Origin of the sequence: Isoptericola sp. S6320L (genome assembly GCF_023015685.1) — a bacterium.
GTDB classification, from domain to species: domain Bacteria; phylum Actinomycetota; class Actinomycetes; order Actinomycetales; family Cellulomonadaceae; genus Isoptericola; species Isoptericola halotolerans_A.
Window position 1 is genome coordinate 81,981 of the sequence record NZ_JALKAT010000003.1, and the last position, 25,620, is coordinate 107,600.

A 25,620-nucleotide genomic window follows, 5' to 3' on the forward strand; every position below is an offset into this window, starting at 1 on the left:
GCCGGACGTCGCCCTCCCTACCGCGCGACGTCCGGCGCCACGGCACCGGCGAGCGGCTTGCCCCGCCGGGCGCGGGCCGCCACCCGGAAGGCGGGGGCGAGCGCGACGACACCGAGCGCGAGCAGCGCCGGCACCGCGAACGCCCAGCGCAGGCTCGTGAGCTCCGCGATCCCGCCGACGAGTCCGGCGCCGAGCACGAACCCGACGTAGTTGAAGAGGTTCACGCGCGCGACGGCCACACCGGTCTCGTCGAGCGCGCCCGCGACCGAGAACGACAGCGGCACCACGACGCTGAGCCCCAGACCGGTCGCGGCGAAGCCGAGGATCGCGACCCAGGGGTCCGGTGCGAGCGCCACCAGCCCGAGGCCCGTCGCGCCGACGAGTCCGCCCACCGCGACGGGCCGCACCGGGCCGAACCGGTTGACCTGTGCGTCCGCCGCGAGCCGGCCCACGAGCTGGCAGCCCAGGTAGGCGGCCAGCCCCAGCGGGGCCACCTCCCCCGCGCCGCCCAGCACGTCGGCGATGTACTTGGTGGACCAGCTCGAGGCCGCGGAGTCCGCCAGATAGACGATGGCGACGGCGGTGCCGACCAGCAGGATCGGCCGCCACGGCACCCGCACCGCCGGGTCCTCGCCGGTGGCCGACGACGCGACGTCCGCCCCGTGGTCCACCAGCAGCGGGGCCGCGGCGAGATCCACCACGACCGCCACCGCCGCGACCAGTCCGAGCCCGGCGACGAGCCCCCAGTCCAGGGAGTGGGCGAGGACGGCCGCCAGCGCGCCGAGGATGCCGCCGATGCTCCACGCGCCGTGGAACGAGTTGAGCAGGCTGCGCCCGTACCGTCGCTCGACCGCGACTCCCTGCATGTTCATCGTCGCGTCCACCACGCCGAGCAGCAGCCCGACGAGCGCGACCACCGGGTAGAGGACCGCCGCCGACGGCGCCAGAGCCGTCCCGAGGACGGCCAGGGCGACGAGCGGGCCAGCCAGCCGCAGGAGCACCGCGCTGCCCGTCCGCGGGGCCAGGTGGCCGGCCAGCACGCTGCCGACGCCCGCCACCACGGGCACCACGAGCAGGACCAGGGTCAGCTCGGCGTCCGAGATCCCGAGGCCGTCCTGGAGCGTCGGCACCTGGGCGAGCAGCCCGGCGAAGCAGAGCCCCTGGACGAAGTAGTACGCGGTCGCCCCCGCGCGTGCCCTGCGATCGGTCCCCATGCCCGGCCTCCGCTCGGCGGGTCCCGCAGACGCGGCGACCTCGCGAGCCCACCCTAGGGCCGGGCCGTCACGCCTGGCGAGCCTCCCACCAGGCCGTCAGCTCCGCCGTCGCGCGCTCCGTGCCGAGCGGGCCGTGCTCCATGCGCAGCGCGAGGAGGTGCTTGTACGCCGCGCCGACGTCCGGTCCGGCGCCGATGCCGAGGATCTCCATGATCTGCGTCCCGTCCAGGTCGGGCCGGATCGAGTCGATCTCCTCCTGCTCGCGCAGCGCCGCGATGCGCTGCTCGAGGTCCGTGTAGGCGTCCGCGAGGCGCTTCGCCTTGCGCCGGTTGCGGGTGGTGCAGTCCGCGCGGGTGAGCCGGTGCAGCCGCTCGAGCAGGGGGCCGGCGTCGGTGACGTACCGACGCACCGCCGAGTCGGTCCAGGCGCCGTCGCCGTAGCCGTGGAACCGCAGGTGCAGCTCGACGAGCCGCGCGACGTCCTTGACCACCTGCTTCTCGAACTTCAGGGCCCGCAGGCGCTTGGCCACCATCTTGGCCCCGACCACCTCGTGGTGGTGGAAGCTGACGCCGCCGCCCGGCTCGAACCGGCGCGTCGGGGGCTTGCCGATGTCGTGCAGGAGGGCCGCGAGCCGCAGCACGAGGTCCGGCGCGGGCACCGCCCCGTCCGGTCCCGTCTCCTGGGCGATGGCCTGGTCGAGCACGATGAGGGAGTGCTCGTAGACGTCCTTGTGCCGGTGGTGCTCGTCGATCTCGAGGCGCAGCGCGGGCAGCTCGGGCAGCACCTGGTCGGCGAGGCCGGTCTCCACGAGGACCTGCAGACCGGCGCGGGGCGAGGGCGCGCACAGCAGCTTGGTCAGCTCGGCCTGCACCCGTTCCGCGGAGACGATGTCGAGCCGCGGCGCCATGTCCACGATCGCGGCGCGGGTCGCCGGCTCGACGTCGAACCCGAGCTGGGCGGCGAACCGCGCCACCCGGAGCATCCGCAACGGGTCGTCGTCGAACGAGCGCTCCGGGGCGATCGGGGTGCGCAGCACCTTCGCCGCCAGGTCCGTGAGGCCGCTGAACGGGTCGACGAAGGTCAGGTCCGGCAGGCGCACCGCCATGGCGTTGACGGTGAGGTCGCGCCGGGAGAGGTCGCCGTCGAGCGAGTCGCCGAACGCCACGACGGGCTTGCGGGAGGCGGGGTCGTACTCGTCGGTGCGGTAGGTGGTCACCTCGACGACGACGTCCGCCGCGTCGTCGCCCGCGCCGCGCGCGAAGCGCCGGGCCCCGATGGTGCCGAACTCCTTGCCGATGTCCCAGTGGGCGTCACCCCAGCGGGCGAGGAGCTGCTGGGTCTCGTCGGGCGAGGCGGACGTCGCGAAGTCCAGGTCGGCGCTGCCGCGGCCGAGGAACGCGTCGCGGACCGGGCCTCCCACGAGGGCCAGCTCGTGCCCGGCGGCGGCGAAGACCTCACCGAGCTCGACGGCGGCGGGAGCCATCTGGGTCAGCACGCTCAGGGCTCGGTGGAGGAGCTGGGCGGGGGCGGGGTTCGCAGGGGTCGACACGACGTCCCATCCTCCCAGATCGCGGCGCCGTCCGCGTCGGTGACGACCACCCGGTCCGGTTGTTCTGTTTGTCCTGGTTCGTCACTGTCAGGCCGACCGGGGTTCGGCACGGTCCGGGTCGTCGGGATGCCTCGACGAACTCGGTAGGGTGTGCGCATGTCTTCTGCGGCACCGGCGCCAGGCGCTTCCGACGGGCGCCCGCCCGTGCCGGTGCCCGTCCCGCCCGGCGGACACCCCCTGCGGGTCGACCCTGCCCGCCGGCAGGGCAGCCCGTCCGCCCCCGCGACACCCCCGGTGGGCAGCCTTCCCTCGGGTCACCTGCCCGTGGTGGACGAGACCTCCGCAGGCGGTCTCGTCGTCGAGCGCCACGTCTCGGGCCACCGGGCCGCGGTCATCCTGCGGCGCAACCGCGCCGGACGGCTCGAGATGTGCCTGCCGAAAGGCCACCTCGAGGGGCGCGAGACGCCCGAGGAGGCTGCCGTCCGCGAGATCCACGAGGAGACGGGCATCGTCGGGACGGTGCGCAGCACGCTGGGCGTGATCGACTACTGGTTCAGCGGCGAGGACCGCCGGGTCCACAAGGTGGTGCACCACTTCCTGCTGCGGTCGGAGGGCGGGGTCATCACCGCCGCCGGCGACCCGGACGGCGAGGCCGAGGACGCCTGCTGGGTCCCGCTCCACGAGCTGCCCGACCGCCTCGCGTACCCCAACGAGCAGCGCCTCGCCGCCACGGCGTTGCAGACGCTGTCCGACAGCCCGGAGCTCGTCGAGTGAGGCCCCCCGCGTGATCATGTCCCGTGCCGCGGTGGTGCTCTCCCGCGCCGTCGCCGTCGTCGTGGCCGCCCTGATGCTGGCCGGTGCGCTCGTCGCCCTCCCGCTCGCCGCCGCCGTGCCGTCCTCCGCGGCCGTGCGCGACGGCGTCACGGTCGACATCGTGGACATGTCCCCCACGGTGGTGGGCCCGGACCAGACGCAGGACGTCACGGTCCGCGTCACGAACGACTCGGAGGCCGCGCTGACCGGGCTGCAGGCCGACCTGGGCGTGGGCTGGCGCGAGGTCTCGGCGCGGTCCACCGTGGCGGCCTGGGCGGACGACGACTCGACGCGCACGGCGGCGCGCCAGCTCAGCCTGCCGATGGACGACCTGCCGGCGGGCGAGTCGGCCGAGGTGACCTTCGAGCTGGGCGTCTCCACCCTCCAGCTCGGCGTCGACGCCCCCTGGGGCCCCCGGCAGCTCTCCGTCGAGGTGCGTGACGACGGCGGCACCATCGACGTGCTGCACTCCTTCATGCTCTACGACCCGGACGGCGGGACCGGTGACGCCGGGTCGACGGCACCGGCACCGGTGGACCTGGCGGTGGTCGCCCCGCTGACCGGACCGCCCCTGGACCCGGCCGCGCCGGACGAGTACAACTCGACCATCGCCGAACGTACATCCGAGGACGGCGCCTACGAGGCGCTCCTGTCCGCTGCCGGCGCAGCCGACGTGCCGCTCTCCCTCGCGGTCGACCCGGCCGTCGTCGCCACGGCCGCCACCTCCTCCGACGAGCAGCTCAGCTCCTGGGCCAGCAGGTTGCAGCGCCCCGGTGCGGCCGACGTCGTCACCCTCCCGCCGTACGACACCGACCTCGCCGCCCTGGCGCACGCGGACGTCCAGCCGAGCGGCCTGCGCACCGTCACCACGCAGACCGGCCTGGTGCCGAGCGAATGGACGGCGCCCGACACCTGGAGCACCCGGATCGGTTGGCCCGCGGGCACCGCCGACCTCGACACCCTCGCCGCCGCCCGGTCCGCCGGGACCCAGCACGTCCTCGTCACCGACGGCCTCGAGCCGCGGATCGGTGTCACCGCCTCGGCCACCACCACCGTGCCCACCGCAGCGGGCGACGTGGCGGCCGTCGTCGCGGACCACGCTCTCGGCGGGGCCCTCGCCGCGAGCACCGCAGGCTCCGGGAGCGCGACGCCGGCCGCCACCCAGCGCCTGCTCGCCGACACCGCGGTGCTCGCCATGGCTGCCGCCGAGTCCGGGCGCCCCGTCTCCGTCGTCGCCGCGATGCCGCGGGACTGGTCGCCGGACGTCGAGACCTACACCGCCGTCACGTCCGCTCTCGCGGGCCAGTCCTGGGTCGACGCCGTCGCCCTGACGGACGTCCTCGCCGAGGAGCCCACCGACGCCCCGCGCACCCCCCTCGAGCAGCGCGTCGTCGACGACGCCGAGCTGCGGCCCGGAGCCGTGCAGACGCTCGTCGACGAGCTGGACGGTCTCGCGTCCTTCGCCACCGTCGCCGCGGACCCCGCCGCGCTGACCGCCGACGTCGACCGCGACCTCGTCGCCCCGCTCGCCGTCGCCTACCGCCAGGACCGGGACGCCCGGGACGCCGCCATCCTGCTCGCCGGGGAACGCGCCGACCAGCTCCAGTCCGGGATCCGGGTCATCGGGCGGGCCGACGTCCTCCTGATCAGCGACACCGGGAACCTGCCCGTCCGGGTGCGCAACGACCTGCCGGTCGACGCCACCGTGACGGTGACCCTCAAACCGGACGACCCCCGGCTCATCGTCGAGACCTCCCCCACCGTCGTGGTCCCCGCCGGCGAGTCCCGCGACGCCGAGGTCCGCGTCCGGGCCATCGGCTCGGGCGACGCGAACCTCGAGGTGAACGTGCTCGCGCCGAGCGGTGCCGCGGTCACGGCCCCGACCGAGTTCGCCGTCCAGGTCCGCGCCGGCTGGGAGACCGTCGGCACCTCGGTGATGGCCGTCGGGGTGGGACTGCTCTTCCTCGCAGGAATCTGGCGTACCGTGCGACGCGGCCGGTCCGACCGTCGTACCACCGCCGAGGTCGCCGAGACGGTGGCGCCGCAGGAGCCCCCGACGCACCGACCGCCGACACACTCACCGGAGGACCCGCAGGCATGACCGCCGAGAACCCCGACCCGGCCGCGCCGGGCCCCCTCCCCGACGACGCCCGACCCGCGCCGGCCGGGCCGTCGTCGTCGGGCTCCGGGGTTCGCCGGCCCAGCCTCGGCCGGGGTTCTGTCGCCATGTCCCTGGGCACGGCGGCGTCCCGGGCCTCGGGACTGGTGCGGTCCATGCTGCTGGTCGCGTGCGTCGGCGCGGTCGGCACCGTCGCCGACGCCTTCGACATCGGCAACAAGCTGCCCAACGTGCTCTTCGCGCTGATCTCCGCGGGCGTGCTGCAGGCCGTGCTCATCCCGCAGATCCTGCGCGCGATGAACGCCGAGAACGCGCGGGAGCGGCTGGACAAGCTGCTGAGCCTCTCCGGGCTCGGGCTCCTGCTGCTCACGGCGGTCCTCGTCGTCGCCGCGCCCCTGATCGTGTGGGCGTACACCACCAGCGACGCCTGGTCGGACGACGCGCGCCACCTCGCGACCGTCTTCGCCTACTGGTGCATCCCCCAGGTCTTCTTCTACGGGCTGTACATGCTGCTCGGCCAGGTGCTCAACGCCCGCGGGCGGTTCGGTGCCTACGGCGTCGCCCCCGTGGCGAACAACGTCGTCTCGGTGCTGGGGTTCGGCGCCTTCCTGCTGGTGTGGGGCACCGCCCCCGACCGCGGCATCACCGACCTGTCGACCTGGACGACGCCGATGACGGTGCTGCTCGCCGGCACCGCCACGCTCGGGATCGCCGCCCAGGCGCTGGTCCTGGTCGTCGCGCTGCGCCGGTCCGGGTTCGCCTGGCGGTTCCGGCTCGGGGTCCGGGGCATCGGTCTGCGCGCGGCGGGCAACGTCGTCGGCTGGACGCTCGGTGCCGTCGTCCTCGAACAGCTCGGCGTCCTGTTCCTCACCAACGTGCTCGGCCGCGGGGCGCGGGCCGTCGAGGCGACCGGGGAGGTCGCCGCCGGCAACATGGCCTACACGCAGGCCATGACCATCTACCTGCTGCCCCACTCCCTGGTCATCGTCTCGATCGTGACCGTCCTCTTCCCGCGCATGACGGCAGCCGTCCAGGCAGGGAACCTCCCGGCGGTGCGCGCGGACATGTCGCTCGGACTGCGGTCGGCGGGCATCTTCTCCGTCATCTCGGCAGCGGTCCTGTTCGTCCTGGCGAGGCCGCTCACCGGGGCGCTGCTGCCGTCGCTCAGCGCCGCCGAGGTCGACGCGATCGCCCCCATCCTGCGGGCGATGTCCCTCGGGCTCGTCGCGCTCGGGGCCACCGTGCTGGTCCGCCGCATGTACTTCGCCTTCGAGGACGGCCGCGGCCTGTTCCTCATCCAGATCGCCGCCACGGTCACGCTGGTCGCCGCGCTGGCCGTCGCCGTCGCCGTCCTGCCCGAGCAGTGGTGGGCGGTCGCCGGCGGCGGCGCGTTCGCCCTCTCCACCTGGGTCTCGCTGCTGCTGCGCCTGCGCGGCATGAACCGCAAGCTGCACGGCATGGACGGCGGGCGCGTGCTGCGCCTCTACGTCCGCGCCGCCCTCGCCGCCGTCGTCGCCGGGGTCCTCGGCTGGGGCGTCGTCCTCCTGATGGACGGCGGGGCGGCGTCCTGGCCGCACGCCGTGCTCATGACGGCGGCCGGCGGCCTCGTGATGGTCGCCGCCTACCTGGGCATGCTCAAGCTGCTCCGCGTCCGCGAGCTCGACGACGCCCTGGCCCCGATCCTGCGACGCCTGCGCCGAGGCGCACGATGACAGGACCTCTGACCAGCACTTCGCTCTACCATGGTCCGATGGCACGGACCACCGGCGCATCCCGCCGGAGCCCACTCTCCCACCACACCCCCACGGAGGCGTCCAGGTGAGCACCGTCCAGCCCGGGACCGTCATGGTCGATCGTTACCGGCTGACCCAGCCCGCGAGCACGGACCTGGCGACGGCGGAGGCGTGGGAGGCCCACGACCAGATCCTCGACCGGCCCGTGCGTGTCACGTTCGTCGACGGCCCGCAGGCCGCCTCCGCGCTCGACGCCGCACGCCGCGCAGCACTGGTCGCCGACAACCGCCTCTGCCGGGTGCTCGACGTCGGCACCACCGAGCTCGGCGCGGGCGACCGTTCCTACGTCATCACCGAGCCCTTCGCCGGTGAGTCCCTGACGCAGATCGTCTCCCGCGGGCTGGTGGACGCCCAGCAGGCCCGCGCCCTCATGGGCGAGGCCGCGACCGCCCTGGAGGCCGCTCGCCAGCGCGGGGTGCACCACTGCGCGCTGCGCCCCGAGGCGGTGCGCGTCGACGGGCACCGCGTGGTCGTCACCGGACTCGGTATCGACGCCGGCCTCGCCGGGATCGAGCCCACGGACACCCAGGCCGCAGCGGCGGACGCCCGGGGCCTCGTGGCCCTCGGCTACTACGCGCTCACCGCACGCTGGGCCGCCGACAGCCTCGAGGTCCCCTGGATCGCCCCGGACGCCGTCCGTCCGCTGCCCGCCCAGACCGGACCCGACGGCGTCGTCCCGGTCTCGGAGCTCGTGCCGCACGTCGACGAGGAGATCGACGTGCTGGTCCGCCGCACCTTCACCGGGGACGACGCCGGCGCCCCGGCCACCCCCGCCGACGTCGTCGCCGCGCTCGAGCCCTGGGGCCAGGTCTCCGTCGTGGCCGCCCTCCCCCGGTTCGTGCAACCGCCCGAGCGGCCGGTCCGCTCGTCCGTCCTGGGTGCCGGCAGCCCCGCCGGGAACGGCCCGCGCCCGGGGACGCCGCCGCCGGCACCGCCGGTGCGCCGGCCGTCCTCCGGCGGCCGGATCGCCCGGGCCGGGACGGTCGGTGCCGGTGCGGGCGCCGTGGCCGGCGCCGCTTACGGACAGCCGCCCGCGCAAGGTGCGGTGCCCCCGCCCCCCGGCCAGCCGGGTTACGGGCAGCCTGCCCCCTACGGGCAGCCCCCGGTCCCGCCGCCGGGCCAGGGTCCGAACGGGTACGCGCAACCCGCCGCACCGGGCCAGCCGCCGACGGGTGCCTACGGACAGCCGGCGACCGGGGCGCAGGGCGTCCCGCCGTCGGAGGGCAACCCGCCGACGGGCGGCTTCGCCTCGACCGCCGCACCCAAGAAGCGTGGCGTCAACCCGACGCCGATCGTGCTCGGCGTCCTGCTCGTCGGCGTCGTGCTCGCCGCCGTCTGGGCGATGGCCCAGGCCTTCACGCCCTTCAGCTCCGAGCCTCCGCCCGAGGTCCAGGCCTCGCAGGAGGCCACTGCCGGGACCGAGCCGACGGAGACGTCGGACGGCAGCACGGAGCCGGAGCCGACGGAGTCCGAGACGCCCGAGGTACGGCCCATCATCGAGACCGGTGAGCAGCTCGACCCCGCCAGCGACGGAGAGCACCCGGAGGCCGTCGAGCTGGCGTACGACGCCGACCCGTCCACGTTCTGGTTCACGCGGACCTATTTCAACAATCCTGTCTGGGGCGGCTTCAAGGAGGGCGCCGGCTACGGCGTCGAGCTGCGCGAGCCGGCACCCGTCTCCCAGGTCGACCTGAGCACGAACGGCAGCGGCGGTGCCTGGCAGCTGCGCTCGACCAGCCTGGACGACCCGACCGGGGGCGACCTGCTCGCCGAGGGCTCGTTCTCCGAGGACACCACGATCGAGCTCGACGAGCCGGTCATCGTCGACTCGCTGGTCCTGTGGATCACGGAGCTCCCGGACACGGACAAGGCCGACGAATACCGCCTCGAGCTGAACGAGATCACGCTGTCCTGAGCCCTGGAACATCACCGATGCCCCGGGTGTTGACCCCTGGTGCCGGCCCGCGCCGGCACCGAACCGAACCGCAGGAGTTGATGTGACCGACCAGCCGACCCCCCCGGCCAGCACGGACGCCGCGCTGCACGACATCGTCATCGTCGGTTCCGGCCCCGCCGGGTACACCGCCGCCATCTATGCCGCACGGGCCGGCCTGGCGCCGATCGTCGTCGCCGGGTCTGTCACGGCGGGTGGTGCCCTCATGAACACCACCGAGGTCGAGAACTTTCCCGGCTTCCCGCCCGGGATCCAGGGACCGGACCTCATGGAGGCGATGCGCGAGCAGGCCGAGAAGTTCGGTGCGAAGGTCCTCTGGGACGACGCCGAGACGCTCGACCTCGCCGGGGACGTCAAGACCGTCGTCACGGGCGGCGGCGAGACGTTCCGCTCCCGGACCGTCATCCTCGCGACCGGGTCCGCGTACCGCGAGCTCGGCCTGCCCGAGGAGAAGAAGCTCTCGGGCCGCGGCATCTCCTGGTGCGCCACCTGTGACGGGTTCTTCTTCCGCGACCAGCACGTCGCCGTCGTCGGCGGCGGCGACTCTGCGATGGAGGAAGCGACCTTCTTGACCCGCTTTGCGTCGAAGGTCACCATCGTCCATCGGCGCGATGCGCTGCGCGCGTCCAAGATCATGGCCGACCGCGCCCTCGCCGACCCCAAGATCGACTTCGCGTGGAACAGCGAGGTCGTGGGCATCGACGGTGAGGACAAGCTCTCCGGCGTCCGCCTGCGGGACACGGTCACCGGTGCCGAGCGAGACCTCGACGTCACCGGGCTGTTCGTCGCCATCGGGCACGACCCGCGCAGCGAGCTGCTCGCCGGCCAGGTCGACCTGGACGACGAGGGCTACGTGCTCGCGGAGGGCCGATCCACCCGGACGAACCTGCCCGGCGTCTTCGCCTGCGGCGACCTCGTCGACCACACCTACCGCCAGGCGATCACCGCCGCGGGTTCTGGCTGCTCCGCCGCCCTCGATGCGCAGGCCTACCTCTCTGAGCTGGCAGACCTCGCGACCGCGCCCGACCCGGAGCAGCTCCCGGCCGCGCTCGACGCCGTCTGACCACCACCACGCATACCGAAGGAGTCTCCATGCCTACTGTCGCCGTCACCGACGACACCTTCCAGTCCGAGGTCCTCGAGTCCGACGTTCCCGTCCTGGTGGACTTCTGGGCCACCTGGTGCGGCCCCTGCCGCATGGTCGCACCGATCCTCGAGGAGCTTTCCGAGGAGTACGAGGGCAAGGTGAAGATCGTCAAGCTCGACACCGACGCCAACCAGGCCACCACCATGGCCTACGGCATCACGTCGATCCCGACGCTCAACGTCTATTCGGGTGGTGAGGTGGTCAAGTCGATCATCGGCGCCCGGCCCAAGCGTGCGCTGGCCGAGGAGATCGACGGCGTCCTCGCCTGACACTCCCCCGCTGCAGACGGCCGCCCTGGTTCTCCGGAACCAGGGCGGCCGTTCTGTTTCTCCGGCACTTCGGAATCCCGGTGAGGCGACGACGGTGGCGGACTGACTCAGGTTTGTCGGCAACCGCCGTTTCACGTGAAACATCGCCTCGCCCGGGCTGTTTCACGTGAAACAACCGGTCCTTCGCGCCCGCGACCCCGTCCCGTACCCGCTCCTCTCACATGCGAAAGGCCCGGTCTGTGTTTCACGTGAAACACAGACCGGGCCCATCGCCCATGGAGGCGCGCTACGAGGGCGCGAAGCCGGGATCCTCCGGAGCCATCACGGCCAGGATGCGATTGAGGTCCTCGACGGAGGCGAACTCCACCGTGACCTTGCCCTTGGTCTTCCCCAGGTTGACCTTGACCCGCGTCTCGAACCGGTCGGAGAGCCGCGTGGCGAGCTCATCCATCGCCTCGCTGCGCTGCCCGGCGCGTGGGGCGCGCGCGGCCGGCTGCTCGTCGGACCCCTCGGCCAGCAGCGTCACGACCTCTTCGGTGGCCCGCACCGACAGCCCCTCCGAGACGATGCGCTGCGCCAGCCGCTCGATCTCGGCACCATCGCTCAGGCCCAGCAAGGCACGGGCGTGACCGGCGGAGAGGACTCCCGCAGCGACACGTCGCTGCACGAGGGGAGGCAGCTTGAGCAGCCGAAGCGTGTTGGAGATCTGCGGACGCGACCGCGCGATCCTCGTCGCCAGCTCCTCGTGGGTGCAGCCGAAGTCGTCCAACAGCTGCCGGTAGGCCGCAGCCTCCTCCAGCGGGTTCAGAGCGGCCCGGTGCAAGTTCTCCAGCAGCGCATCGCGCAGCATGTCGGAGTCATCGGTGGAACGGATGATCGCCGGGATCGTCTCGAGCCCGGCCTCCTGCGCGGCACGCCAGCGCCGTTCACCCATGATGAGCTCGTACCCGGCAGAGGCGTCCGGGTCGGGTCGCACGACGATGGGCTGCAGCACGCCGATCTCGTTGATCGACTCGACCAGCTCGTCCAGCTCACCCTCGTCGAACACGCTGCGGGGCTGCCGCGAGTTCGGCCGAATCTGTTCCACCGGCACCTCGGCGAAACGCGCACCCGGGACGGGCACGAGGCCGTCCTCGTCGTGCGGGTGCTCCTCCCCTACATCCCGCGCGAAGGTTTCGGCGGCCCCGCCGCTCCGTGCCGCCCCATCGGATCCGGGTGCGTCCTCGGTCGCCTCCGTAGCGGACGCCGGATCGTCCGGAGCGTCGTGCTCCCTGATCTCGATGGTGCCCAGCGACTCATACCCCGCGCCCGCGTCCCGGCCCGCCTCCGACTCCAGCCTGCCGGCGAGTCCCGCCAGGGCGGACACAGGGTCCGAGGCGTCCTCTGCTCGAGATCCCCCGTTGATGCTCAGCCGACCGCCGGCGATGGCCGAGTCCCACGATGCCGAACGCCGACCGCCCCGGTCCGCGCTGGCTGACGACGCCTCCGAGGCCCGCTCCGACCTCTCGCCCCCCCGGTCGTCGTCGGGTGCCGTCATCACAGCACCGGGCGCTTCCTGCTCCTCGTCCCGCTGCGGGAAGAACACGTCCACCGGCTTCTCCTGCGGTGGTCCCTGGGGGATCAGCGCCCCGAGTCCACGGCCGAGCCCTCGCTTCTTCTGGCTCATGATCCACCAGCCTCCTGGTTCCGTCCGGGTGTCGGCCCGTGTTCGTGGTGTCGCGGCATCGCGTCCCTGACCGGTCGCGACTCGCCGTCCTGCCTCGATGCTACGCGCATCATTGCAGGTCAGCGCGCTGGGCGGAGTGCTCGGACATCTCCCGTGCCGCCTCGAGGTACGCCAGTGCGCCGGTCGAACCGGGGTCGTAGGTCATCACCGTCTGCCCGTAGGAGGGCGCCTCGGAGATGCGCACGGACCGCGGGACCGTCGTGCGCAACGTCTGATCCGGGAAGTGCTGCCGCACCTCAGCGGCCACCTGCTGCGCCAGGTTGGTGCGACCGTCGTACATCGTCAGGAGGATCGTGGAGACCACGAGCTCCGGGTTCAGGTGTGCCTTGATCAGCTCGATCGTCTTCAAGAGCTGGCTGAGTCCCTCCAGCGCGTAGTACTCGCACTGGATCGGAATGAGCACCTCGCGGCCGGTGACGAAGGCGTTGACGGTGAGCAGACCGAGGCTGGGAGGGCAGTCCACGAACACGTAGTCGATCGGATCCTCCCCTCGCGCGGTCCGCTCGTCCAGGTACCTGTCGAGCGCCTTGCGAAGCCTGGTCTCTCGAGAGACCAGGGAGACCAGCTCGATCTCCGCGCCCGAAAGATCGATGGTGGCCGGGACACCCCACAGGCCGTCCACGTCCGGGCATGCCTGCACTGCCGACGCGATCGGCTCGTCCTCGACGAGCACCTCATAGATCGACGGAGTGCCCGCGCGGTGCTCGATACCCAGCGCCGTCGAGGCGTTTCCCTGCGGGTCGTTGTCGATGACGAGCACCTTCAGGCCGGCTCGCGCCAGGCCCGCGGCCAGGTTGACCGTCGTCGTCGTCTTGCCGACGCCGCCCTTCTGATTCGCCACCGTGATGATCCGCGTCCGCTCTGGCCGGGGGAACCTCCGACCATCGAGGTCGATCCGCCGGCGCGCGTCCAGCGCAAGCTGTGCCGCCAGGGGTGTGTCCTCATCCACCTGGGGAACCGATGAGATGAGAGCCTCGCGATGAAGATCGCCACCCCGATCGGTCGAATCGCCGCCGTGCCAGGACGACGATGTTGTTTCACGTGAAACATCGGCGTCGTAGGCCTCGGGGGTGCTCCAGGTACCGTCCTCGGACGAGGCGTCCTGGCGGTCGGCGCTCATGCTCACGGGTCGTTCCTCCAGGTCGCGTCGCACGTCGATGCAGTTCCGCGCTCACTCTACGGCCTTGCACCGACGTGTGCGGCGGTGACACCCGCCCTCATGGCACGTCACTCGGAGACCACGTCAGACGTCAGCGGCCCGGCATGTTTCACGTGAAACATGCCGGGCCGCTGGGTCGTCCACGGCGACCAGGTCGGGCCGCTCGCCGGGTGTCGGCCTACTTCCGCCGCACCCTGAGCACCGTGGTCGACTCCACGCCGTCGATGGTCCGTCCCTCCAGGATCTCCGGTTCGCCGACCGTGAGCTTGCGGAGGATCTTGCGCGCCGGCTCGATCTCCTGCTCCACGTTCCGCCCCTTGAGGATCACCAGCTCGCCCCCGGACCTCACGAGCGGGAGGCTGATCCGCGCCAGCTTCGACAGTGCAGCCACCGCGCGCGACGTCACCGCATCGACCTCCAGCGCGCCGTCGTACTCCTCTGCGCGGCCCCGCTTCACCACCACGTTCGCCAGTCCTAGATCTGCGACGACCTCCTCGAGCCAGGTCGTGCGGCGCTCCATGGGCTCGATGAGATGCACCTGGGCGTCGGGTCGCAGGATCGCGATGACGATCCCCGGCAGCCCAGCTCCGGATCCGATGTCAGCGACCGATCCAGCCGAGGCGAGGAACGGGACGACCGCTGCCGAGTTGAGGATGTGCCGCTCCCAGAGCCGGTCCACCTCACGCGGACCGATCAGTCCCCGGACCTCCCCCTCGTCCCGCAGTCGAGCATGGAAGCGGGAGACCGCGTCGTAGTGCTCGCCGAAGTAGTCGCGTACCGCCGCGCTCGTCCCCATGACCTCGTCCGTGTCCACCATGCGCACCATCCTGTCACTTGACCTGAGTCGTCCAGACGCGACGGGGCCCGCTGTTTCACGTGAAACAGCGGGCCCCGTCGTTCGTCGTCATGCCGTGGCGGGCTCCGCCGGGTGGATCACCACGTACCGCTGCGGTTCGGTGCCGGCCGAGTCGCTCACGAGTCCCGCACCCGCCACCTCGTCGTGCACGACCTTGCGCTCGAACGCGTTCATCGGGTCCAGCGACACCGTCGCGCCGGACTCCTGCACACGTGCGATCGCGTCCGCGGCCAGCGCCTCGAGCTCAGCGCGCCGTGCCGCACGGAACCCGCCGACGTCCAGCATCAGCCTGCTCCGCTCCCCCGTCCGCGCCTGGACGGCGAGGCGGGTGAGGTCTTGGAGCGCCTCGAGCACCTCGCCGTTCCGCCCGACCAGGGAGTCGAGCGAGCGCGGGGATTCCTCGGAGACGATCTCGACCGCCGCACGCTCGTGGCGGATGTCGAGGTCGATGTCGCCGTCCAGGTCGGCGATGTCGAGGAGCTCCTCGAGGTAGTCGGCAGCGACCTCGCCCTCCTCCTCGAGACGTGCCACCAGCGTCTTGCCGTTCTCCGGCGTCGCATCGCTCGTCATGGCTGACCTCATCTCTTCTTCTTCTTGCGGTTCTTGCGCATGGGCTGCTCACGCTGCCCCACCGGCTTCGGCGGCTCGATCTCCGTCGGCTCCTCGGCCACGATGCCCTTCTTGGCAGCCTTCGCGGCCTGCTTCTCCTTGAGCTGACGCTCTGCCTCGGAGCCCGGCGCCGGCATCCGCTTGATCGTGTAGAACTGCTGCCCCATGGACCACAGGTTCGTCGTGGTCCAGTAGATCAGCACACCCACCGGGAAGTTCACGCCCGAGATCAGGAAGATGACCGGCAGCGCGTACAGCATCATCTTCTGCGTGTTCGCCATCGGGCCCTCGAGGGCGGCCTTCGGCATGTTCTTCATCGTCAGCTGGCGCTGGGTGAAGAACGTCGTGGCGCTCATCGCGAGGATGAGGACGAGGATCGTGATCCGAGCGCCCCAGTCGTCCGTCTGCAGGAAGATGTCCGACAGCTGAGCACCGAAGAGCGACGACTCCTCGATGTCCGCGGCCACCGACGCGTCGATGGGGCCGATCGGGTCGAGCGTGCCCGCCGCGATCGGAGGCAGGTTGTAGAGCACACGGAACAGTGCGAAGAAGATCGGCGACTGCAGCAGGATCGGCATGCACGACGCCATCGGGTTGGTGCCGTGCTTGCGATACAGCTCCATGGTCTCGCGGCCCATGGCTTCGCGGGACGACGGGTCCTTCTTGTTCTTGTACTTCTTCTGGATCGCCTGGAGCTCCGGCTGCATCATCTGCATCCCGCGCGACGCCTTGATCTGCTTGAAGAACAGCGGGATCAGGAGGATGCGGATGACGATCACGAGGGCGACGATCGACAGCACCCAGGCGAACCCCGGGCCGTCCTGGAAGCCGAGGGTGGTGAATACCTGGTGGGACCCGTACATGATCCAGGCCACGACCCACTGGATCGGGAACAGGATGGTATCGAAGAAGCCCATTTGTCTCCTCTGTCGGAAAGCTGAGCCCGGGTGGCGCGATCCCGGGAGGTCAGTGCGTGTCGGCGCCGCGGTGCTCGTGCTGTCGAGCCGGCGGCACGTCGTCGACGCCGCCGAGGCTCCACGGGTTGCACCGCAGGATCCGCCAGAGGGCGAGTCCGGTCCCCCGCAGCGGCCCGTGCGTGCGGACTGCGACGAGCGCGTACTGCGAGCAGGACGGGTAGTACTTGCAGGTCGGCCCGGTCATCGGTGACACGACGGCCTGGTACACACGGATCGCGCCGACCAGCACGGCCGTGGGGACGGCGCGCGCGAGCTCCCGGCTGCGCCCGAGCACGGAACCGGTCATCAGCCCGGCCCCGCGACCCGGGCGAGCGCCTTGTGCATCCCGCGGGAGACGTCCCGGTCCAGGCGCGCGTAGCCCGCCTCGGCGGACGCCGGCAGCGCCCGCAGCACCATGAGCGCGTCGTCCGGCAGGTCGTCCAGGTGCGCGGCCGCGACGCCGCGGAGGCGTCGCTTGACGAGGTTGCGGTGCACGGCGTTGCCGACCGCCTTGGAGACCACCAGGCCCACCAAAGGGCCGTCCACCTGACCCGGCTTGCGGGTCAGGTGGACGACGACGGTCGAGCGCCCTGCGCGCGCGCCACCGCGCACCGCTCGTTCGAAGTCGAAGGAGCGGCGCATGCGTCGCGCCGCAGGGAGCACGGCTCAGGCAGCGAGTTCGGTGCGGCCCTTGCGACGGCGGTTCGCCAGGATGGCGCGGCCGGCGCGGGTGCGCATGCGCAGCCGGAAACCGTGGGTCTTCGCACGACGGCGGTTGTTCGGCTGGAAGGTCCGCTTGCTCACGAGGTACTCCAAGAAACGTCGGGGAGGCACACCGTCAGGTCCTCGACGATGTCGGTCAGGTTGCTGGTCGGCGTCCGCACGGGCAGTGTGTCGACCGGGCCGACCCGAGGCCGCACGCCCGAAGGAGGGCGCGCGAAAGTACCTGGAACGGCTGTCCGACGTTACGCCGTCGCGGGCCCTCAGGTCAACTGCGCCCGGCGTGACGCCGACGACACGACCGGTCTCGCGCCGCCGTCGTCCACACCGATGTCCACAGGTTCCACAGGGTGTGGAAAACTATGTGGACACTGTTACCGACCGCCCGGAGGAACCCCCGTGCCCCAGCCCGACGCCGACATCACCGAGGTCTGGTCACAGACCCTGGCGACCCTCGAGGCGCGGTCGGACATGACCCAGCGGCAGCTCGCCTTCATCAAGCTGGCGAAGCCGATGGCGATCCTGGAGGACACGGTCTTCATCGCCGTGCCGCACGAGCAGACGCGCAACTATCTCGAGACGAGCGTGCGCGACCAGCTGGTCTCGGCGATGTCCTCGGCGCTCGGGCGGGACATCCGGTTCGGGATCACGGTCGACCCGGAGCTCAGCCACGAGGCACTCGCCGGCCCGACCCAGGACTACAGCCCTCCCTCGGAAGAACCGGAGCCCGAGATCTCCGCCCCGGAACGGACGGCGGTCCACCGCTCCGCGCCGCCGGCTCGCAAGGAGGCCGCGGAACCCACCCGGCTGAACCCCAAGTACATCTTCGAGACGTTCGTCATCGGTTCGTCCAACCGGTTCGCGCACGCGGCGGCCGTCGCGGTCGCCGAGGCGCCGGCCAAGGCGTACAACCCCCTCTTCATCTACGGCGACTCCGGGCTGGGCAAGACGCACCTGCTGCACGCCATCGGCCACTACGCGCACAACCTGTACCCGCACGTGCGTGTGCGGTACGTGAACTCGGAGGAGTTCACCAACGACTTCATCAACAGCATCGGCGAGGGGCGCACCGGCGCGTTCCAGCGCCGCTACCGCGACGTCGACGTTCTGCTCATCGACGACATCCAGTTCCTGCAGGGCAAGGAACAGACGATGGAGGAGTTCTTCCACACCTTCAACGCCCTGCACAACGCGGACAAGCAGGTCGTCATCACCTCCGACGTGCCGCCCAAGCAGCTCGACGGGTTCGAGGACCGGCTGCGCTCCCGGTTCGAGTGGGGCCTGATCACCGACGTCCAGCCGCCCGACCTCGAGACCCGCATCGCGATCCTGCGCAAGAAGGCGGCGAGCGAGCGTCTCGACGTGCCGGCCGAGGTGCTGAGCTACATCGGTTCCCGCATCTCGACGAACATCCGCGAGCTCGAGGGCGCGCTGATCCGGGTCACGGCGTTCGCGAACCTGAACAAGCAGCAGGTGGACCTGGCCCTCACCGAGATCGTCCTCAAGGACCTCATCACCGACGACGACCAGGCCACGGAGATCACCCCGGCGATGGTCATCGCCCAGACGGCCGCCTACTTCGGTCTCACGATCGACGACCTCTGCGGGACGTCCCGGTCGCGCGTCCTGGTGACAGCACGCCAGATCGCGATGTACCTGTGCCGCGAGCTGACGGACCTCTCCCTGCCCAAGATCGGCCAGCAGTTCGGTGGCCGCGACCACACCACCGTCATGCACGCGAACAAGAAGATCGCCGGTCAGATGGCCGAGCGCCGGTCGACGTACAACCAGGTCACGGAGCTCACGAGCCGGATCAAGCAGCAGCACCGCGGCTGATCCACAATTCCACAACCCTGTGGACAACCGCGTGTTCACAGGGTTTCCCACAGCAGCCCGCCCGAGATCGTGCCATTTCGGGCGGGCTGTCCCCATCCTGTGGACCCGCACGGTGGACAACTCCGCCGATTCCGGTCAGGCACCCGTTCACACCTGTGGACAAATCTGTGGACGCCTGTGGAACACGCGCGAGAACCGGTGGACGAAGGCACCCCCATCGGTGGACGCCTGTGGGTACAGAAACCGTCGCCCACAGGGGCACCGAGTTGCCCACAGGCTCGCGCACAGCCGCCTCCACAGGGTTCCGTGCCTCCTCACCTGCGAAGACACCGGTTTTCCCCATGATCCACAACCCCTACGACGACGATGAACGTGTTTTTCCCAGGAGAGATCCACACGCCTTCGAAGCCCCGGACGGCGGTCGCAGGGCGCCCTTCCTCGAGGGCTCCGGCACGGTAGGGTTTGCACGGACGACGGCGCTGCTGACAGGCACGTCGTCGCACCGCACGAGCACACTGAGGAGTGGGATGAAGTTCCGGGTTGAACGTGACGTCCTGGCCGAGGCCGTGACATGGACGGCTCGTACGCTCCCCACACGACCGCCGGCTCCTGTCCTGGCCGGTGTCCGGCTCGAGGCCAGCACCGCGGGGTCGATCGGCCTGGCGAGCTTCGACTACGAGGTCTCGGCGCGCTCCGAGATCCCCGCCGAGGTGTCGGAGTCCGGCACGGTGCTCGTCTCCGGCCGCCTCCTCGCCGAGATCTCCCGCGCCCTGCCGAGCAAGCCGGTGGACGTCACGGTCGAGGGCAACAAGGTCGCGCTGACCTGCGGTGCCTCCCGCTTCACCCTGCTCACCATGCCGGTCGAGGACTACCCGGCCCTGCCGGCGATGCCCGAGCTCACCGGAACCGTCCCCGGTGACGCCCTCACCCACGCCGTCGCCCAGGTCAGCGTGGCCGCGAGCCGGGACGACACGCTCCCGCTGCTGACCGGTGTGCGGATGGAGATCGAGGGCGAGCGGATCACGCTCCTCGCCACCGACCGCTACCGCCTGGCGCTGCGCGAGCTGACGTGGACCCCCGCGACTCCCGGGTACTCCGCCGTCGCGCTGGTCCGCGCCCGGACGCTCAACGACGTCGCGAAGTCGCTCGGGGCCGGCGGCGGCCCGGTGAACATCGGGCTGTCCACCGGCGAGGGCATCGACCTGATCGGTTTCGAGGCCGGCGGTCGGCACACCACCTCCCAGCTGGTCGACGGCGACTACCCGGCCGTGCGCCGGCTGTTCCCGGACGCGACGCCCATCCACGCCGTCGTGCCCACCCAGGCCCTCATCGACGCCGCCAAGCGGGTCTCGCTCGTGGCCGAGCGCAACACACCGATACGCCTGGCCTTCTCCGAGGGCCAGGTCGTGCTCGACGCCGGCCAGGGGGACGACGCCCAGGCGTCGGAAGCCCTGGAGGCGGTGCTCGTCGGCGAGGACATCCAGGTGGCCTTCAACCCGCAGTTCCTGCTGGACGGTCTGGGCGCGCTGGGCACGGACTTCGTGCGGATGTCGTTCACGCACCCCAACAAGCCGGTGGAGTTCACCGGCCAGGAGTCCCTGGACGGCGAGGACTCGTCCGCCTACCGCTACCTGCTGGTCCCCATCCGTTTCTCGTCCTGAGAGGTTCTCCACATGGTCACCCACATGGGTCTGGTCGGTCTGGGCAAGATGGGCAACAACATGCGCGAGCGCCTGCGCCGCGCGGGCATCGAGGTCACCGGGTACGACCCGCGACCCGAGGTGTCCGACGTCGAGTCGCTCGCCGCGCTGGTCGACGCCCTCCCCGGACCTCGGCGCGTGGTGTGGGTGATGGTCCCGGCCGGCGACCCGACCCGGGGCGTCGTCCAGGAGCTCGGGACCCTGCTGGGCGACGGCGACATCGTCGTCGAGGGCGGCAACTCCCACTACCCGGAGGACCAGGCACGCGCGGCCGAGCTCGCCGAGCGCGGTGTCGGGTACGTCGACGTCGGTGTCTCCGGCGGCATCTGGGGGCTGGAGAACGGCTACGGCCTGATGTGCGGTGGTGACGACGACCAGGTCGCGCACCTCATGCCGGTCTTCGACGCGCTGCGGCCGGAGGGGCCCCGCGAGGAGGGCTTCGTCCACGCAGGCAACGTCGGTGCCGGGCACTTCGCCAAGATGGTGCACAACGGCATCGAGTACGGCCTGATGCAGGCGTACGCCGAGGGCTACGAGCTGCTGTCCGCGAAGAAGGACGTGGTCACGGACGTGCACGGCACGATGCGTGCGTGGAAGCGTGGCACGGTGGTGCGCTCCTGGCTGCTGGACCTCATGGTCAAGGCCCTCGAGGAGGACCCGCAGCTCGCCGCGATCGACGACTGGGTCGCCGACTCCGGCGAGGGCCGGTGGACCGTGGACGAGGCGATCGACAACGCGGTGCCGCTGCCGGTCATCTCCGCGGCGCTGTTCTCCCGGTTCGCCTCGCGGCAGGACGACTCGCCCGCCATGAAGGCCGTGGCGGCGCTGCGTCAGCAGTTCGGCGGCCACGCCACGAAGCCGTCGGCCGAGTAGGCCGCGCGACACTGGGGTCATGTACGTCTCGCACCTGTCGCTGCTCGACTTCCGCTCCTACGAGTCCGCCGACGTCGAGCTCGAGCCGGGCCCCAACGCCTTCGTCGGCCGCAACGGGCGCGGCAAGACGAACCTCGTCGAGGCGCTGGGGTACGTCGCGACGCTCGGCAGCCACCGGGTCGCGAACGACACCCCGCTGATCCGCGCCGGGGCCCAGCGAGCCGTGGTCCGGACCCGGGTCGTGCGCGGCGAGCGCGCGTCGACCGTCGAGCTGGAGATCACCGCGGGCAAGGCGAACCGGGCCCGCGTCAACCGCGGGCAGCTCGGCCGGGCCCGCGACGTCCTCGGCATCCTGCGTACCGTCCTGTTCGCCCCGGAGGACCTGGGGCTCGTCAAGGGCGAGCCGGACGGCCGACGCCGCTTCCTGGACCAGCTCGTCGTGCAGCTCCTCCCCCGCGCCGCCGGCGTGCTGTCGGACTATGAGCGGGTCGTGCGCCAACGCTCGGCGCTGCTGAAGTCGCTGCGGGGCCACCGGGCGGCTGGGCGCGACCCGGACCTGTCGGCGCTGGAGGTGTGGGACGCCCGGGCGGCCCAGCTCGGTGGACAGGTCCTGGCCTGGCGCACGGCGCTGGTCCGTGCCCTGCAGCCGCTCGTGGCCACCGCGTACGAGCAGGTGAGCGACGCGGACAGCGAGGCGCAGGTGCGGTACCGCTCGGCGGTGCTGCCGGATCCCGGCCCGGACGGTCCGCTCCCGCACGAGGCGCCGGAGGCGCTCGAGAAGCTCCTGGCCGCCGCCATCGAGGAGCAGCGTCCCCAGGAGATCGATCGCGGGCAGAGTCTCGTCGGGCCCCACCGGGACGACCTGGTGCTCTCCCTGGGCGACCTCCCCGCGAAGGGGTATGCGAGCCACGGGGAGTCGTGGTCGTTCGCCCTGGCGCTGCGTCTCGCGGCCTTCCGCCTGCTGGGCGGCGGCTCGGAGCCGATCGAGACCGACGGCGTCTTCTGGGACCCGGACCACGGCTCGGACGCGGATCCCGTGCTCATCCTCGACGACGTGTTCGCCGAGCTCGACGTCCGCCGTCGTGAGCGGCTCGCCGAGCTCGTGGTGCAGTCCCGTCAGGTGCTGGTGACGGCCGCGGTGCCGCAGGACGTCCCGGAGGCGCTCCTGGGCGCCCGCTTCGAGGTCACGTCCGGGCAGGTGCGGCGTGTCTGAACAGGGGGCCGACGCCGGCTCCCCGGACGCGCTCGACCCGCCGGAGAGGCGTACGGAGCGCGACCCGCGTCCCGTCGTCGAACGCACGGAGCTGACGCCACGCTCCGAGGTGGCCCGTGAGGCGCTGAACCGTGCGAAGGCGGCGGCTCGCGCCAAGGGTCTGCGGCCGGGGTCGCCGTCGCGGCGTTCGGCGCTGGCCGAGCCGCGCAAGGAACCGGGCAAGGGCCCGAACGCCCGCGACCCGCGCCTCGTGTCGGACGTGGTGGCGCGCCTCCTGCGGGACAAGGGATGGCACGAGGAGGTGTCGGTCGGCGGGGTGATCGGCCGGTGGCGCGAGGTGGTCGGTGACCAGGTCGCGGACCACTGCACGCCGGAGACCTTCGAGGACAAGGTGCTGGTGGTGCGGGCGGACTCGACGGCGTGGGCCACGCAGGTCCGGCTGCTCGTGCCCACGCTGATGCGACGCCTCGACGAGGAGGTCGGCGAGGGCGTCGTGGAGAAGGTCACGGTGCTCGGTCCGGCAGGCCCGAGCTTCCGCCGTGGACGCCGGTCGGTGCGGGGCCCGGGACCGGGTGACACCTTCGGCTGAGCGACGCTGCGGCCGATGTGGAGAAACCTGTGGACAACGTGTGGCAGCGCACACGCTCAAGAGCCCGATCGCCGCGATTTCCTGCGGATCTCCGGTAGACTTGGCGGGTGTCCCCGGGTGTCGATCCGGGTCCGTGGAGAAGCGTGCGACCGGCCCCGCTGGGCCGGTCGACGACTGCTCGGGCCTCGATGGTCCCCCGGCGGCGCACGGCACCGACCCGCAGCCGGCACACCCGTGCCTGTCCCTGTGCTGCGGCCCGGACCCCTCGGTCCGGGACACCCCGTCGCGTGCCTGGACGACGAGGAGTGCTACAGCCTGTGGCTCAGCGATCCGACAGCAGCTACGACGCCGGGAACATCACCGTCCTCGAGGGCCTCGAGGCAGTCCGTAAGCGACCCGGCATGTACATCGGGTCCACCGGCGCGCGAGGTCTCCATCACCTCGTGTACGAGGTTGTGGACAACTCGGTCGACGAGGCTCTCGCCGGCCATGCCGACACCATCGACGTCACGCTGCTGGCGGACGGCGGGGTGCGCGTCGTGGACAACGGCCGCGGCATCCCGGTGGCGATGCACCCCACGGAGGGCCGGCCGACGGTCGAGGTCGTCATGACGATCCTGCACGCGGGCGGCAAGTTCGGGGGCGGCGGGTACGCCGTCTCCGGCGGTCTGCACGGCGTGGGCATCTCGGTCGTCAACGCCCTCTCGTCGCGGGTCGTCACCGAGGTGCGCCGTGACGGTCACGCCTGGCGCCAGGAGTTCGCCGACGGCGGCGCCCCGGTCGGCGAGCTGGAGCAGCTCGAGGCGACGGACGAGACGGGCACGACGCAGACGTTCTGGGCCGACGGCACCATCTTCGAGACGACGGACTACGACTTCGAGACGCTCCGGTCCCGCTTCCAGCAGTACGCGTTCCTCAACAAGGGCCTGCGCATCACGCTCACGGACGAGCGCACCGAGCACGTCTCCGGCCCCGACGAGATCACCGGCGTGCCGGCCGACGGCGAGGCCGCCGGGATCGAGGGTGCGGACGCCCCCGCCGTGGACACGGTCGAGTCCCCGGACGACGAGGTGCACGACGCCGAGTCGGACGGCGGCGCGGTCCGGACGGTCACGTACAAGTACGACCACGGCCTCATCGACTACGTGAAGCACATCAACGCCGCGAAGCGCTCCGAGATCATCCACCCGGAGATCATCGACATCGAGTCGGAGGACACCTCGGCGCAGATCTCGCTCGAGATCGCCCTGCAGTGGACCAGCGCGTACAGCGAGTCGGTCCACACGTTCGCCAACACGATCTCGACGACGGAGGGCGGCACCCACGAGGAGGGCTTCCGCGCAGCGCTGACGGGTCTGGTGAACTCCTACGCGCGGGACAAGGCGATCCTCAAGGAGAAGGACGAGAACCTCACGGGTGACGACATCCGCGAGGGGCTCACCGCGGTGCTGAGCGTCAAGCTGGGCGAGCCGCAGTTCGAGGGCCAGACGAAGACCAAGCTGGGCAACACCGAGGCCAAGACGTTCGTGCAGCGTGTCGTGCGCGAGAAGCTGGTCGACTGGTTCGACGCCCACCCGAACGAGGCGCGGGACATCATCCGCAAGGCGATCTCGGCGTCGCAGGCGCGGATCGCGGCCCGCAAGGCGCGCGAGGCGACACGGCGCAAGGGGATCCTCAGCTCGGGCGGGATGCCCGGCAAGCTGAAGGACTGCCAGTCGAACCGCCCCGAGGAGTGCGAGATCTACATCGTCGAGGGCGACTCCGCGGGTGGTTCCGCGGTGCGCGGCCGCGACCCGCACCACCAGGCGATCCTGCCGCTGCGCGGCAAGATCCTCAACGTGGAGCGCGCCCGGCTCGACAAGGCGCTGTCCAACGCCGAGGTCCAGGCGCTGATCACCGCGTTCGGCACCGGCATCGGCGAGGATTTCGACATCGTCAAGCTGCGGTACCACAAGATCGTGCTCATGGCCGACGCCGACGTCGACGGCCAGCACATCTGCACGCTCCTGCTGACGCTGCTGTTCCGCTACATGCGCCCGCTCATCGAGCAGGGGCACGTGTACCTCGCGCAGCCGCCGCTGTACAGGCTCAAGTGGACGAACGCCCCGCACGACTACGTGTACTCCGACCGGGAGCGTGACGCGTTCCTCCAGCAGGGCATCGCCGCGGGCAAGCGGATCCCCAAGGAGAACGGCATCCAGCGCTACAAGGGTCTCGGCGAGATGGACTACACCGAGCTCTGGGACACCACGATGGACCCCGAGCACCGCACGTTGATGCAGGTCACGATCGATGACGCTGCCGCGGCGGACGAGATCTTCTCGGTGCTGATGGGTGAGGACGTCGAGTCCCGCCGCAGCTTCATCCAGCGCAACGCCAAGGACGTCCGGTTCCTCGACATCTGACCGGCGCTGGGCGTACACGATGTGAACGTCCAGTTGTACAGAACCTTCAGGACTGATCGAGGCAGGACCCGCGCCCGGGCGGCGCAGGAAGAAACGGAGACACGGTGACGGACGAGACAC

General features: G+C 71.4%; 22 protein-coding genes. 12 read left to right on the plus strand and 10 right to left on the minus strand.

Annotated elements, in window-relative coordinates:
- Positions 1–17: 17 nt before the first annotated feature.
- Entirely contained in the window at positions 18–1,214 is a 1,197-nt protein-coding gene (locus MWU57_RS03100; protein ID WP_246907207.1) for an MFS transporter, read from the minus strand.
- Positions 1,215–1,281: 67 nt separating this feature from the next.
- Entirely contained in the window at positions 1,282–2,763 is a 1,482-nt protein-coding gene (locus MWU57_RS03105; RefSeq protein ID WP_308221130.1) for a CCA tRNA nucleotidyltransferase, read from the minus strand.
- Positions 2,764–2,919: 156 nt separating this feature from the next.
- Here MWU57_RS03105 and MWU57_RS03110 point away from each other — a divergent pair, with 156 nt between their 5' ends.
- The 6 genes from MWU57_RS03110 (at position 2,920) to trxA (ending at position 10,858) form a co-directional block, all read left to right on the plus strand.
- On the plus strand, positions 2,920–3,537 hold the full coding sequence (locus MWU57_RS03110) for an NUDIX hydrolase (protein ID WP_106265801.1): 618 nt from the start codon (positions 2,920–2,922) through the stop codon (positions 3,535–3,537).
- A 16-nt stretch (positions 3,538–3,553) separates the two neighbouring features.
- Complete coding sequence (locus tag MWU57_RS03115) at positions 3,554–5,677, plus strand: DUF6049 family protein (RefSeq protein WP_246907317.1); 2,124 nt, start codon at positions 3,554–3,556, stop codon at positions 5,675–5,677.
- Entirely contained in the window at positions 5,674–7,407 is a 1,734-nt protein-coding gene (gene murJ, locus MWU57_RS03120) for a murein biosynthesis integral membrane protein MurJ (protein WP_246907208.1), read from the plus strand. The genes MWU57_RS03115 and murJ overlap by 4 nt, the downstream gene beginning before the upstream one ends.
- 106 nt (positions 7,408–7,513) lie before the next feature.
- Complete coding sequence (locus MWU57_RS03125) at positions 7,514–9,403, plus strand: hypothetical protein (RefSeq protein WP_246907209.1); 1,890 nt, start codon at positions 7,514–7,516, stop codon at positions 9,401–9,403.
- An 82-nt stretch (positions 9,404–9,485) separates the two neighbouring features.
- Complete coding sequence (gene trxB, locus MWU57_RS03130; protein WP_106265794.1) at positions 9,486–10,505, plus strand: thioredoxin-disulfide reductase; 1,020 nt, start codon at positions 9,486–9,488, stop codon at positions 10,503–10,505.
- Between the two features lie 29 nt (positions 10,506–10,534).
- A complete protein-coding gene (trxA, locus tag MWU57_RS03135) occupies positions 10,535–10,858 on the plus strand; it encodes a thioredoxin (RefSeq protein ID WP_106265792.1) in 324 nt (107 codons plus the stop codon).
- Positions 10,859–11,144: 286 nt separating this feature from the next.
- Here trxA and MWU57_RS03140 read toward each other — a convergent pair whose 3' ends face one another.
- The 8 genes from MWU57_RS03140 to rpmH all read right to left on the minus strand — a co-directional run bounded on the left by MWU57_RS03140 (position 11,145) and on the right by rpmH (position 16,968).
- Complete coding sequence (locus MWU57_RS03140; protein WP_246907210.1) at positions 11,145–12,524, minus strand: ParB/RepB/Spo0J family partition protein; 1,380 nt, start codon at positions 12,522–12,524, stop codon at positions 11,145–11,147.
- Positions 12,525–12,633: 109 nt separating this feature from the next.
- The gene (locus MWU57_RS03145; protein WP_246907212.1) at positions 12,634–13,704 is read right to left on the minus strand and encodes a ParA family protein; all 1,071 of its coding nucleotides are present in this window, start codon (positions 13,702–13,704) and stop codon (positions 12,634–12,636) included.
- A 217-nt stretch (positions 13,705–13,921) separates the two neighbouring features.
- Entirely contained in the window at positions 13,922–14,560 is a 639-nt protein-coding gene (rsmG, locus tag MWU57_RS03150) for a 16S rRNA (guanine(527)-N(7))-methyltransferase RsmG (protein WP_246907214.1), read from the minus strand.
- A gap of 87 nt (positions 14,561–14,647) precedes the next feature.
- On the minus strand, positions 14,648–15,181 hold the full coding sequence (locus MWU57_RS03155; RefSeq protein ID WP_106265787.1) for a R3H domain-containing nucleic acid-binding protein: 534 nt from the start codon (positions 15,179–15,181) through the stop codon (positions 14,648–14,650).
- Positions 15,178–16,125, minus strand: a complete 948-nt coding sequence (yidC, locus tag MWU57_RS03160; RefSeq protein WP_106265785.1) for a membrane protein insertase YidC — start codon at positions 16,123–16,125, stop codon at positions 15,178–15,180. The genes MWU57_RS03155 and yidC overlap by 4 nt, the downstream gene beginning before the upstream one ends.
- 49 nt (positions 16,126–16,174) lie before the next feature.
- Positions 16,175–16,471 carry a membrane protein insertion efficiency factor YidD gene (yidD, locus tag MWU57_RS03165; RefSeq protein WP_106265783.1) on the minus strand — a complete coding sequence of 99 codons (297 nt, stop codon included), beginning with the start codon at positions 16,469–16,471 and terminating at the stop codon, positions 16,175–16,177.
- Complete coding sequence (gene rnpA / locus MWU57_RS03170) at positions 16,471–16,827, minus strand: ribonuclease P protein component (protein ID WP_246907216.1); 357 nt, start codon at positions 16,825–16,827, stop codon at positions 16,471–16,473. The genes yidD and rnpA overlap by 1 nt, the downstream gene beginning before the upstream one ends.
- A gap of 3 nt (positions 16,828–16,830) precedes the next feature.
- Positions 16,831–16,968 carry a 50S ribosomal protein L34 gene (gene rpmH / locus MWU57_RS03175; RefSeq protein ID WP_106265963.1) on the minus strand — a complete coding sequence of 46 codons (138 nt, stop codon included), beginning with the start codon at positions 16,966–16,968 and terminating at the stop codon, positions 16,831–16,833.
- A 315-nt stretch (positions 16,969–17,283) separates the two neighbouring features.
- Here rpmH and dnaA point away from each other — a divergent pair, with 315 nt between their 5' ends.
- The 6 genes from dnaA (at position 17,284) to gyrB (ending at position 25,500) form a co-directional block, all read left to right on the plus strand.
- Positions 17,284–18,720 carry a chromosomal replication initiator protein DnaA gene (dnaA, locus tag MWU57_RS03180; protein WP_106265780.1) on the plus strand — a complete coding sequence of 479 codons (1,437 nt, stop codon included), beginning with the start codon at positions 17,284–17,286 and terminating at the stop codon, positions 18,718–18,720.
- A gap of 527 nt (positions 18,721–19,247) precedes the next feature.
- A complete protein-coding gene (gene dnaN / locus MWU57_RS03185) occupies positions 19,248–20,381 on the plus strand; it encodes a DNA polymerase III subunit beta (RefSeq protein WP_106265778.1) in 1,134 nt (377 codons plus the stop codon).
- A gap of 12 nt (positions 20,382–20,393) precedes the next feature.
- Positions 20,394–21,293 (plus strand): phosphogluconate dehydrogenase (NAD(+)-dependent, decarboxylating), encoded by a 900-nt coding sequence (gene gnd, locus MWU57_RS03190; RefSeq protein ID WP_106265776.1) that lies wholly within the window; start codon positions 20,394–20,396, stop codon positions 21,291–21,293.
- Between the two features lie 19 nt (positions 21,294–21,312).
- Positions 21,313–22,506, plus strand: coding sequence for a DNA replication/repair protein RecF (recF, locus tag MWU57_RS03195; RefSeq protein WP_246907218.1), 1,194 nt, complete (start codon positions 21,313–21,315; stop codon positions 22,504–22,506).
- A 91-nt stretch (positions 22,507–22,597) separates the two neighbouring features.
- Positions 22,598–23,095 (plus strand): DUF721 domain-containing protein, encoded by a 498-nt coding sequence (locus tag MWU57_RS03200; RefSeq protein WP_106265961.1) that lies wholly within the window; start codon positions 22,598–22,600, stop codon positions 23,093–23,095.
- A 317-nt stretch (positions 23,096–23,412) separates the two neighbouring features.
- Entirely contained in the window at positions 23,413–25,500 is a 2,088-nt protein-coding gene (gene gyrB / locus MWU57_RS03205; RefSeq protein WP_246907219.1) for a DNA topoisomerase (ATP-hydrolyzing) subunit B, read from the plus strand.
- Positions 25,501–25,620 lie beyond the last annotated feature (120 nt).

Excerpts from the sequence above, each read along its gene's own strand:
- MWU57_RS03155 (WP_106265787.1), bottom strand. The coding sequence starts at position 15,181 with ATGAGGTCAGCCATGACGAGCGATGCGACGCCGGAGAACGGCAAGACG.
- MWU57_RS03100 (WP_246907207.1), bottom strand. The coding sequence starts at position 1,214 with ATGGGGACCGATCGCAGGGCACGCGCGGGGGCGACCGCGTACTACTTC.
- MWU57_RS03110 (WP_106265801.1), top strand. The coding sequence starts at position 2,920 with ATGTCTTCTGCGGCACCGGCGCCAGGCGCTTCCGACGGGCGCCCGCCC.
- gnd (WP_106265776.1), top strand. The coding sequence starts at position 20,394 with ATGGTCACCCACATGGGTCTGGTCGGTCTGGGCAAGATGGGCAACAAC.
- dnaN (WP_106265778.1), top strand. The coding sequence starts at position 19,248 with ATGAAGTTCCGGGTTGAACGTGACGTCCTGGCCGAGGCCGTGACATGG.
- yidC (WP_106265785.1), bottom strand. The coding sequence starts at position 16,125 with ATGGGCTTCTTCGATACCATCCTGTTCCCGATCCAGTGGGTCGTGGCC.
- MWU57_RS03140 (WP_246907210.1), bottom strand. The coding sequence starts at position 12,524 with ATGAGCCAGAAGAAGCGAGGGCTCGGCCGTGGACTCGGGGCGCTGATC.
- MWU57_RS03115 (WP_246907317.1), top strand. The coding sequence starts at position 3,554 with ATGTCCCGTGCCGCGGTGGTGCTCTCCCGCGCCGTCGCCGTCGTCGTG.
- murJ (WP_246907208.1), top strand. The coding sequence starts at position 5,674 with ATGACCGCCGAGAACCCCGACCCGGCCGCGCCGGGCCCCCTCCCCGAC.
- rsmG (WP_246907214.1), bottom strand. The coding sequence starts at position 14,560 with ATGGTGGACACGGACGAGGTCATGGGGACGAGCGCGGCGGTACGCGAC.
- trxA (WP_106265792.1), top strand. The coding sequence starts at position 10,535 with ATGCCTACTGTCGCCGTCACCGACGACACCTTCCAGTCCGAGGTCCTC.
- yidD (WP_106265783.1), bottom strand. The coding sequence starts at position 16,471 with ATGACCGGTTCCGTGCTCGGGCGCAGCCGGGAGCTCGCGCGCGCCGTC.
- recF (WP_246907218.1), top strand. The coding sequence starts at position 21,313 with ATGTACGTCTCGCACCTGTCGCTGCTCGACTTCCGCTCCTACGAGTCC.
- MWU57_RS03145 (WP_246907212.1), bottom strand. The coding sequence starts at position 13,704 with ATGAGCGCCGACCGCCAGGACGCCTCGTCCGAGGACGGTACCTGGAGC.